The organism is Streptomyces sp. HSW2009, from assembly GCF_040240285.1.
Lineage (GTDB): Bacteria > Actinomycetota > Actinomycetes > Streptomycetales > Streptomycetaceae > Streptomyces.
Genome location: NZ_JBEHZD010000283.1, coordinates 1 through 9,935, shown reverse-complemented (window position 1 = coordinate 9,935; position 9,935 = coordinate 1). Strand labels below are relative to the sequence as shown.

Genomic DNA, 9,935 nt, shown 5'->3' with positions numbered 1-9,935 from the left:
GGGGGGGGGGGGGCGGGCCGGGGCGCGGCGGCGGCGGGGGGGGGGGGGGGGGGCGGGGCGCGGCGCCGCGCCCCCCGCCCCCCCCCCCCCCCCCCCCCCCCCCCCCCCCCCCACCAGCGGAGTGACGTGCGTCAGCAGCCGTTCAGTACGGAGCTGAGTGCGCTCTTCTCCGCGGAGTCGACGGACAGCCCGTAGTCGTGCTTGACCTGGACCCAGGCACGCGCGTACGTGCAGTGGTAGGCGGTGCGCGAGGGCCACCAACTCCCCGGGTCCTGGTCGCCCTTGGACTGGTTGACGTTGTCGGTGACGGCCAGCAACTGGGGGCGGCTGAGGTCGTTGGCGAAGGACTGGCGCGTGGAGGTGGACCAGGACCAGGCACCGGAGCGCCAGGCTTCGGCCAGCGGCACGAGGTGGTCGATGTCCACGTCGGATGCGGCGTACCAGGTGGCACCGTCGTACGGGGAGTACCAGCTACCCGAGGTGGCAGCACAGGAGGAGTCGGTCACCACCCCGCTGCCGTCCCGCTTGAGTACGGTCTCACGGGTGTTGCAGCTCCCGCTGATGGTGATCCAGTGCGGGAAGAGGTCGCGGCTGTAGCCGGTGAGGGAGTGCTCGGCGGTGGCGGGCATGGCCGCCAGGTAGGACCGGGCGGTGGCGGCACTGACCGGGGTGGGCAGTGCGGCTTGCGCCGAGGGGGCGGTGGCCAACAGGGAGAGGGCGGCCGAGGCGGTGGCGACGGCGGCGGCGAGGGCGCTGCGGCGGGATATCTGCATGAGGAACGTCAACTCCCGTGCATCGAGGGGGGAGGCGGCGTCGCCCATCGTGACGGCACCCGGTCTATGCGGGTAGAAACACGCGGGTGAACAGTTCATGAGCAGTAGCTCACGGCCAACTCGCCTCCCTGATCGCCAACTTGAGCGCCCGGCGGCGTGGCGAGGGCTTGTCGACGCCCGCTGCCGGAGTGGGGTGGGGGCGTCTGGTGCACAGCGGCGGCCGGCTCCAGCCCCAGCGACCGACTTGGAACGCCATCAACCAGAAGGTCCCCCTATATCCGACTACCACGCGCGGAATCGGACATTCGGCCGCGGCTTCCGGTCACTTCACTTCAGGTCGCCCCCTCACACCGCGGCACGGTCCGTACCGTTACTCCGCCTACCGCCGACGACCCGGTAGGGATTCACCCAGGGAGGCGGAACGGGCGACGGGGGCCGGCAGCGCCGAGGACCAGCGATCACGCGAGCCCCACCACGGGCCGGCCGTGGCCGACGGAATCGGCGGCCGAGCATAAACATTCGACCGTACGCGAACGGCTTGGCGGAATTCCTTCGCCCCGCCCCGCACCAGGCGAGGAAAACCCACCACTCGCCACTTCACCGCACGCGTTCCCACTCCCGCACGCCGCTCCCGCGTCCCGGCCGCGGGGCGCTTCGGCATGCCCGCCAACCATTCCCGACCGCGATACTCTCCGCACCTAGTCGACATGGAAAGGCGCACAGGAAAGCGGAAGCACGCACCCTGCATTTCTACACACCGTCAGGAGAACGTGTAGACCGGCAGGCTGCGAGGCCGCATCCACTACTCCACGGCGGCAGCCGAGCGCGGATGGACCATTTCGGGGGCGCCGCCATCTCCCATGAGAGCCATCATCCATGCAGGTCAAGTGAGTGGCGAGAGCAGCGCGGCCGAGGCTCACGCAAGATCCGGGAGCACGCGTCCGAAACATTCTTCGATTTTCGTTCGAATTTTTCAACGCCCAGATCATTCGCCTGAGGAATTAACGAAGATCGCCAGAGCCTTTACCCTGCATCTTCTAGACCCTCACCATAGCTTCACGCCACGACTGGCCGGAACATCGCTGGCGCCGCTGCTGTCATATGCCTAACCTTCTTTCTGCAACTCTGCGTACCAGAAAGTGTTTCCACTCCCGATTTCGCGTGCAGAATGACGGCTGCCCACGTCCTGGTCGGCCGTCACTACCGAAGTGAGAGGAACCATGCGGAGCATTTCTCGAATCCTCACCGCGGTGGCCGCTGCCACGGCTGCGTTGTCCATGGCGGCCCTGCCCACCTCCGCCCAGGCGGCTGAGGTGAACTCCTTCCGGGTCGGCATCCAGTTCGCCGACGACGGTGGCAGATCGCAGCACGGCGTCGAGCAGTTCACGAAGTACGCCAAGTTCGGCAACAGCGTCTCGCCCTGGGCGGGTGACTCCAACGGCCGGGACCCCGACGCGGTGCTGATCGACCTCCAGACGGTCCCGGGTGACCTGCTCGGCAAGCTCGACTTCCGGATCGGCGCCCAGGCCATGGACGGCAGCGGCGGCTACGGAACCGTGCAGTACACGCCGTGGGCCAGCCAGGGCGGCGGCGACAGCTCGTACATCACCGACGACAACGGTTACGACCCGGACAAGTACCGGCTCTTCCTCGACACCCGGGCCTGGCCCACCTCCGCCAACCTGAACGACTTCCGGCTCTCCGTGCAGGCGGTCGACGGTGGGCGCCCCGGCGTGCCGACCGTCACCCCCTGGGCCAGTCAGGGCGGCGGCAAGAGCGCCTGGGCGCTCGATGACAACGGCTACGACCCCGACGGCATCGTGATCGGGCTTGAGGTGCAGTAACCCCACGGCCCGGCAGACCGGGGGGCCCCGGGCCCCCCCCCCCCCCCCCCCCGCCCGGGGGCCCCCCCCCCCCCCGGGCCCCCCCCCGGCGCTTCGTTCACCAATCCGCCACGCGCCGGCGGGCGGTCCTGGCGAGACGGCCACCACGGGGCGGGCGGCCGGCGCGCGAGCCACCCGGCCGGGTCCTCAGCGCGCCGGTCCACTGTAGCCAGCCGGCGTCCGCCGCCCCACCCGTCGCCGCGCCCGGGCACGCGGCCCCGCGTCAGTAGCGCAGGGCGTAGCGGATGCGGCGGCGCAGCGACTTCTGCCGCTGTGCCTCGTGTCGTCGGGCGTCAGCTTCGAGGAGGGCGCTGGCCTCGCCGACCCGGCGCTCGGCGATCTCGACCGCCTCGGGCAGCGGCATCACCAGCGGCAGGTCGAAGATTTCCACGATCTGTCCCACCCGCTCAGCCACGGAGCCCCGCACCACGTGGTAGGGAATCTCCATCTCTTCCAGAGTCTCGATGAGTAGTTGGTCGGACATCCGGCGGAACTCCTCGGAGACCGGCCGGTGCCCGTCCTCGCGCATCGCGAATTCGACGGGCAGATGGACGAAGGCGTCGTAGACGCGCTTGGCCCGGTCCTTGGTGATGCGGCCGTACGCGTCCATGTACTGGCGGTAGAACCGTTTGACCGGCAGTCCCGCGAGCTCGGTGAGCATCTTGTGGAAGGCGCCGGCTCCCGGGTGGATGCCCACCCGCATCCGGGCTTCGCCGTAGATCCACTCGTGGATGACCGAACCGTCGGAGACGAACGAGCCGGGCTGTGCCTCGTTGTGGATGCGCTCTTCGAGCCGGCGCAGGCCGAGGGCGAGGAGTTCGACGGCCGAAAGTTCCTGCACCTGTTTGCCCGGTACGAGGTCCTTGAGGATCTCCCGGGAGGTCATGGCGTGGCTGCGCGGGATGCCGGTGGCCACCGACACCGCCTCGGTCGTGGTGCTCTTGCCACTGGAGTAGGTGCCGGAGATGGCCAGGTGGACGACGCGTTCGGCCGGACCTTGGCTGGCTGCCGGGCGGGCGGCCTGGAGCGGGTCGGGTGTGTCGGTCGAGTGGGGCGTACTGGTCGCGTTGCTGGGCATGGTGGGTCCTTGTCGGGTCTGCGAGTGGCTCGGCTGCCTGCCGAGGGTGGGTACGCATCTGCTGGTCAGGGCCTGATCGGCAGGATCAGGGGAGGTGTACGGGCTGCTTGGCGTGCGTGGGTGTGGCGCCGTGTGGGTGTGGCGCCTTACAGACGTGACAGGCGTGCGGGTGGGCACGGGTTGGTTGCGAATGGGTGTGGGTTGGTCACGGGTGGGTGTCAGCCGCCGAGGCCCAGTCCGCCGCTGACCGGGAGTACGGCTCCGGTGACGTAGCGGGCGCCGTCGCCGGCCAGGTAGTGCACCGCTTCAGCCACGTCCTCGACGGTTCCGGCCCGGCGCATGGGTGTGCTGCGCATCAGTTCTTCGTGGCGTTCGGCGCTGATCCGTCGGCTCATGTCGGTGTCGATCAGACCGGGCGCGACGAGGTTGACGGTGATGTTGCGGGGGCCGAGTTCCCAGGCCAGCGACCGGGCGAGGCCGAGTAGGCCGGCCTTGGACGCGCCGTAGTTGGCCTGTCCCGGCGCCCCGTACGCGTACGTCATCGAGGACATGAAGACGATCCGGCCCCAGCGGTTGGCGAGCATGCCGCGGGCCGCGCGTTTGGCGGTGCGGAAGGCGCCGACCAGGTTGGTGTCCAGGACCTCGGTGAAGTCGGGTTCGGACATGCGCAGGAAGAGGGTGTCTCGGGTGATGCCCGCGTTGGCGACCACCACATCGACCCGGCCCTGTTCCGCCTCCACCTGGTCGAAGGCTCGGTGGATGCTGTCCGTGTCGGTCATCTCGGCCCGGACGCCCAGGAGTTCGGCGGGCGGCTCGCCCGAGCGGTAGGTGACGGCCACGGCGTCGCCGGCTGCGGCCAGGCGGCGCGCCACGGCCAGCCCGATGCCGCGGTTCCCGCCGGTGACCAGGACGGAACGTGCCATCAGTGCCGCTCCGTCCCGGTCGTGGCGGCCGTCGCGCGCAGCAGGTTGGCGCGTACGGCGGCGGCCAGGGCCCGGCCGAGTTCACCGCTCGTGGGCAGCGGCGGGACCGGCTCGGTGGCCTGGGTGTCGGCGGCGGACTCCGCACGGGCCGGCACCTGGTCGGTGTCGGTGGCGGACCCCGTACGGACCGGCACATGGTCGGTGTCGGTGTCACGGTGCGTCGGGAGCCGGGCGGGCGCGGGCGTGACCCGGTGCCGCGGTGGGGTGTCGGCCGGCTGCTGGTGGGTGCTCATCGCCCCGGCTCCTGAACCAGGGTGACGGTCGCCTTGGTGAACAGATAGCGGATCGCCTCGCCCAGCCGGGGGTCAGTGACCGCGCCGGGCAGCAGCCTGCGGGCGAAGCGCACCTGCCGGTCGCCGTGTTGCGGCTCGTCGATGAGCAGCGGTGGCAGCAGCGCCAACGGGGTGCGGTCAAGCAGTTGTTCGCTGTGGGCCAGGAAGGCTGTGCCGCGTGCCCGCAAGGGCGCGGGCAGCCAGTCCAGGAAGGGCACCCGGGCCTCGGTGACGTCCCGGCTCGGCCCGTTGGCCGGCTCGATGCCCCTCGGTCCGGGCAGCAGGGCCATGCGTACGGTGGCGGGCGCACGGTCCAGCTCGTCCTGGAACACCGGAACGGTGACGTCCGGCCCCTCCAGGACGACCAGCAGCGGGTGTCCGCGGTGCAGGTGTTCGGCGAGTCGGGCGCGGGCCTGCGGACCGGGCCAGACGGCGCACGGTGTCCAGGCGCCGTCCGGGTCGGTGTGCCAGGCGATTCTGGCGGCGCCCTCGAAGATGACGAGCGCATGGCCGCAGTACTGCGTGGGTGAGGGTGAATTGGGCATGAGGTGACTCCCCCGTGTGGTCGGCGGGCACGTCGAATACCTTTCCCTTTTGGGAATGCGTGGGTATGCGATCGGGCATGCCTTATTCGACGTGCCACGCCTTTGAGAAACTTCCACCACAACCGTTTCGCGGGCAAAGGGAAATGCCCTGTGGGTGCGGTGTCTATTGAGCCGGGTGAGGGGTTTTCACTCTCCCGGGGTGAAGTGTGCGTGCTTCCGTCAGGCCGCGACGGCTTCGGGCAGACGGTGCGCGATCGAGCAGGACCCGCGGATTCCCAGGTAGTCGTCCACGGCGAGGTCGGTGCACCGCCAGAGGCTGCCGTCCAGCGGCAGGAGCCGGCTCTTCTTCGTGTAGGCGGTCGCCTCGAAGGGGCGGTCCAGGGGCCGCAGCGGTGCATCGGCTTCGACGTGCATGCGGCGCATCCACAGGGTGTTGCTGCTGCCCCGGGAGACGTCGTCCTGGTTGTAGAGCATCACCTGGGCCAGTTGCGCGATGCCGACGACGATGTCCACGACGGACGCTGACGGCTCGTACGCCGCCTCCGCCCCGCGGGTGACGGCCGTGCCCTGCGGTTGCACCGTGATGCGCTGGGCCGCGCGGACGCGCTGCGCCGCGAGGTCGACCTTCACGTCCTCGGTGATGTGCCGCCTGGCCTTGTACCCCTCGCCGTAATGCCTGGTGGAAGCCGGTCCGAGGGCGTCCTCGCCGGTGGCGTACCAGGTGGGATGCGGGCGGGTGCCGGCCCGTCCTGGCGCGTGCTCCAGCGTGCAGCGGACCTTGAGGTTGCCGATCAGGCAGTCGTACGTGCTGCGCAGCCGCGGTGCGCCGGGGCCCTGGCCCGGCATCGAGGCACGCAGCCTGGCCCGGCATGGGAAGCGGTCCAGGTCTTCCTGCGGCTGCATGCCAGCACGCACCTCGGCGTGGCACAGCCAGGTGTGCCGCTGCTGCTCGTCGTCGAGCGCGCGGGCGTGGTTGATCTGGACCTCGGCGAGTTGTACGGCCAGGACGATGGCGTCGATGGTGCTGAGGTGCGGCTGGAGCCGGCCGGCGGCCTTGCGGGACCAGTCCTGCGGATAGCGGAGCCCGGCCCGTGCGGTGATCGTGGCGCCCGGCATGGCCGAGCCGTCCGTGTGAAGGTCGAAGAGCTGTTGGCCGACTCGCTTGTAGCCACTTCCGAAGAACCTCTGGTCGCCCGGCCCAAGGCAGGCGTCAAGAGATCGAAAAGAGAGTTCCCCCGTGTTCATGAATCCGCCCCCCGTGGCGTGTTATGTCCACCCGCCCGTTTTAGCTAGAGCTTGGGCAGGCCCTAAGAGGCTAACACGCACAAATGTCAATCCGCAGGAATTTAAAGTGCGGCCCGAAAGCCGCCGAAGATCCCCGCAATGGGACGGATCACATCCGGACCGAATAGCAAGAACGCGCTCTGCGTGTTCCGGATTTAGTCGGTCCGGATTCACCCCGCTCGGGGGGCCGGTGGTTCGGCGCAGGCGATGACGCTCGGCCAACGGTCGGCGAGCAGTTGCCGCAGGGTGGCCTTGAGGCGGTCCCGGTCGCCCTCGGGCACGGCGGCGAAGAACCCGTCCTCCACCGAGGCGACCGCCTGGGACGCCTCGGCCAGTGCCTGGCGACCGGTTTCGGTGAGGTGGAGGATGTAGCGCCGCCGATCGGCCGGGTTGCGCCGCCGCTCCACGTGGCCCGCCGACTCCATCTCGTCGATGAGCGCCACCATCGTGGTGGGGTCCAGGCTGAGCAGCCGGCTCAGGTCCTGCTGGGAGAGCAGGTGGCCGCCTTCGAGTGCGGCCAGTACGTAGAAGTAGCGCATGCGCATGCCCTGGCCCTCCAGGGCGTGTTCCGCCTCGCTGAGCAACAGCAGGCCGGCCTTGTTGAGCAGGTAGCCGGTCCGGTTGACCAGCGGGAAGTCGAAGGACGCGGCCGGCACGGCCGGCACCTCGGGGTCGGCCGCCGCGACGGCCTCGGGGTGCTGTAGGGGCTGTGGCATGGGGCGTTCTCCCAACCGGGGCGGAACTCGACTGTCTGGCTCCATTATCGCTGGCGGAGCGCGGCGGCGACCCCCCTCGGTCGGAGGATCGCCGCCGGTGTGATGTGAGCCGATCAGATGTCGGCCGGCACCTGGGCGCCGACGACGGGCGCGGCTTCCTCTTCCTCCTTGCCGCCGGGCTGCCCGGCGGGCTGTCCGCTGTCCTTCTCGCCGGGTGGCTGGGTGCCGGCGATGGCGCTCTCGTGCAGGTCGCGGGTGCGGATGAACGCGTACCCGATCGCCGAGCCGAGTGCGGCGAGGACGGCGCACACGATCATCACGTCGTGCAGGCCGTCGACGAACGCGGCCCGGGCGGCTTCCTCCAGGGTGTCCCGCAGCCCCGCCGGGGCCGCCGCGGCGGCCTCGTCCCCGCCGCCGGCCGCCGCAGCGTGCCCGAACTCCTCAGCGCCTGGGCCGAGTTGCTTGCCCGCGTCGGAGGCGACGAACAGGTCGACCACCCGGGACTGGAAGAGGGCGCCGACCGAGGCGATGCCGACCGCGACACCGACCTGTTGGAAGGTCTCGCCGATGCCGGAGGCCATGCCGGCCTTCTCCGGCTCGGCGACCGCGATGGACAGCGAGGCGCGGGAGGGGTTGAACAGGCCCATGCCGACGCCGGTCGCCGCCATGCTGGGCAGCAGGGCGGTCCAACTGCTGTCCGCGTCCACCAGGGTGACCAGCCACAGCCCGAGCGCGATGGCCGCCATCGCGGTTCCCACCAGCAGCCGTTGCGGGACCACCGCGGTCAGGCTGCCGGCGATGGCCGCGGCGACGAACAAGGTCAGGGTCAGCGGCAGGAAGCGCAGTCCGGTGTCCCAGGCGCTGAAGTCCAGCACGTTCTGCACGTAGGAGATCTGGAGGAAGATGGCCGACATGGTGGCGGCCGAGCAGAGCAGGGTCACCGCGGAGATGCCGTTGAAGGTGGTGTTGCGGCCCAACGAGAGGTCCAGCATCGCCGCGTCCCCCAGCCGCCGCTCCACCAGGAAGAACACCAGGAACAGGACGGTGGCTGCGGTGAACATGCCGACGATGGGCGCGCTGCCCCACCCTTCGGCCTCGCCGCGCAGGAAGCCGAGTACGAGCAGGGCCAGCGCACCGGAGAAGGTGACCAGGCCCCACCAGTCCAGCGCATGGGGCTTGGCGTCGCTGGACTCCCGCATCCGTACCAGGCCGATGGCCAGTGCAATGATGCCGACCGGCAGGTTGATCAGGAAGATCCAGCGCCAGTTCAGCCCTTCGGTGAGCGCGCCACCGATGAGCGGACCGAAGGCGATGGCCAGCCCGGCGACGCCGCCGAAGACTCCGAACGCGGCGCCGCGGTCCTTGCCCCGGTATTCGTGTCCGATGAGCGCGGGGCCGATGGCGAACAGCACGGCGGCGCCGAGCCCCTGCACGCTGCGGGCGATCGAGAGGACGACGACGTCCCCGGCCAGGCCGCAGGCGAGCGAGGCCAGCAGGAAGATGACGAAGCCGAGGTTGAAGAGCTTCTTGCGGCCGAAGCGGTCCGCCAGCGAACCGGCGGTGAGCAGGAAGACCGCGAGCCCCAACGCATAGGCGTCCAGCACCCATTGGAGGTCGGCGAAGCTGGCGTCGAACGTCTCCCGCATGTCGGGCAGGGCGACGTTCACCACGGTCAGGTCCAGCATCAGCATGAACGTCGCGACGCAGACCGTCGCGAGGGTCCAGCCGCGCCCGGCGGGGGCGTCGGTCGACGCGGGCGGTGGTTGCGCTACTGGCGTGCTGGACATCGGTTCCCCCCAGGGTTGGTCGATCCCACCCCGCGGACCGGCACGCCGGAACACCGACCACACCGATCACTCCGCCGGCCAGTCCATCGGGATGGGTAATCATCGAAATTTCCTACGATTGAGAAATGTATGGATGGCCGCGCCGACTGTCAACGCCTCAATGACCGTCACCCTCCGGCGGAGGGCCAGCTACCCCCCTTGCGAACTGGCCACATCAGCAAGGAAGTTGATGTTGCGTCAGGCACAGTTACCAGCTCCGACGGCAAGTCACCCGCGCCGCCAGGGGCCGCCGTACGGGTGGGCGCCGGCGCGCCCCTCACGGCTCGCCGCGCACCTACGCGCCCCTCGCTCCATCCCCCTCACCGCTGTCCGCTGCCACCCGCCCTCCGTCATCCGCCGCCGTCCGCCGCTCCGGACGCGAGCCGAGGGCGACACACCCTCCGTCCGGCGGGCACCCGTGCGGAGCCAGTCCCGGCCGGCGGTCCAAGGGCGCGCGGGCCGGGGGCGCGAGGCGAGTGGCTCGTGGCGGCGGGCGGCGGGCGGCGGGCGGCGGGCGGCGGTACGCAACGGACACGGGCCAGCCGTGACGCGGAGCGGGATCGACGCGGGGGGCA

At 70.4% G+C, this 9,935-nt stretch carries 9 protein-coding genes; 1 reads left to right on the top strand and 8 read right to left on the bottom strand.

Translation table 11 applies throughout. From position 1 onward, the window contains the following. Positions 1-131: 131 nt before the first annotated feature. Entirely contained in the window at positions 132-773 is a 642-nt protein-coding gene (locus tag AAHZ94_RS20440) for an HNH endonuclease family protein (protein WP_349994421.1), read from the bottom strand. A 1,220-nt stretch (positions 774-1,993) separates the two neighbouring features. Between AAHZ94_RS20440 and AAHZ94_RS20435 the strand changes: the two genes are divergently transcribed. After that, positions 1,994-2,617 (top strand): hypothetical protein, encoded by a 624-nt coding sequence (locus AAHZ94_RS20435; RefSeq protein WP_349994420.1) that lies wholly within the window; start codon positions 1,994-1,996, stop codon positions 2,615-2,617. Positions 2,618-2,879: 262 nt separating this feature from the next. On the opposite strand, the gene AAHZ94_RS20430 is transcribed toward AAHZ94_RS20435, so the two are convergent. The 7 genes from AAHZ94_RS20430 to AAHZ94_RS20400 form a co-directional block, all read right to left on the bottom strand. Then, positions 2,880-3,734: an AAA family ATPase gene (locus AAHZ94_RS20430; RefSeq protein ID WP_349994419.1), complete on the bottom strand. Its 855-nt coding sequence runs from the start codon at positions 3,732-3,734 to the stop codon at positions 2,880-2,882. 218 nt (positions 3,735-3,952) lie between these two features. Continuing rightward, positions 3,953-4,657: a 3-oxoacyl-ACP reductase FabG gene (fabG, locus tag AAHZ94_RS20425; RefSeq protein WP_349994418.1), complete on the bottom strand. Its 705-nt coding sequence runs from the start codon at positions 4,655-4,657 to the stop codon at positions 3,953-3,955. Next, positions 4,657-4,950, bottom strand: coding sequence for a hypothetical protein (locus tag AAHZ94_RS20420; RefSeq protein ID WP_349994417.1), 294 nt, complete (start codon positions 4,948-4,950; stop codon positions 4,657-4,659). The genes fabG and AAHZ94_RS20420 overlap by 1 nt, the downstream gene beginning before the upstream one ends. After that, positions 4,947-5,534 (bottom strand): hypothetical protein, encoded by a 588-nt coding sequence (locus AAHZ94_RS20415; protein ID WP_349994416.1) that lies wholly within the window; start codon positions 5,532-5,534, stop codon positions 4,947-4,949. Before AAHZ94_RS20415 ends, AAHZ94_RS20420 begins: the two co-directional genes overlap by 4 nt. A gap of 219 nt (positions 5,535-5,753) precedes the next feature. Then, on the bottom strand, positions 5,754-6,779 hold the full coding sequence (locus AAHZ94_RS20410) for an AvrD family protein (RefSeq protein ID WP_349994415.1): 1,026 nt from the start codon (positions 6,777-6,779) through the stop codon (positions 5,754-5,756). Between the two features lie 209 nt (positions 6,780-6,988). Further along, entirely contained in the window at positions 6,989-7,534 is a 546-nt protein-coding gene (locus AAHZ94_RS20405) for a MarR family winged helix-turn-helix transcriptional regulator (protein WP_349994414.1), read from the bottom strand. A 113-nt stretch (positions 7,535-7,647) separates the two neighbouring features. Continuing rightward, complete coding sequence (locus AAHZ94_RS20400) at positions 7,648-9,321, bottom strand: MFS transporter (protein WP_349994413.1); 1,674 nt, start codon at positions 9,319-9,321, stop codon at positions 7,648-7,650. Positions 9,322-9,935: the final 614 nt, after the last annotated feature.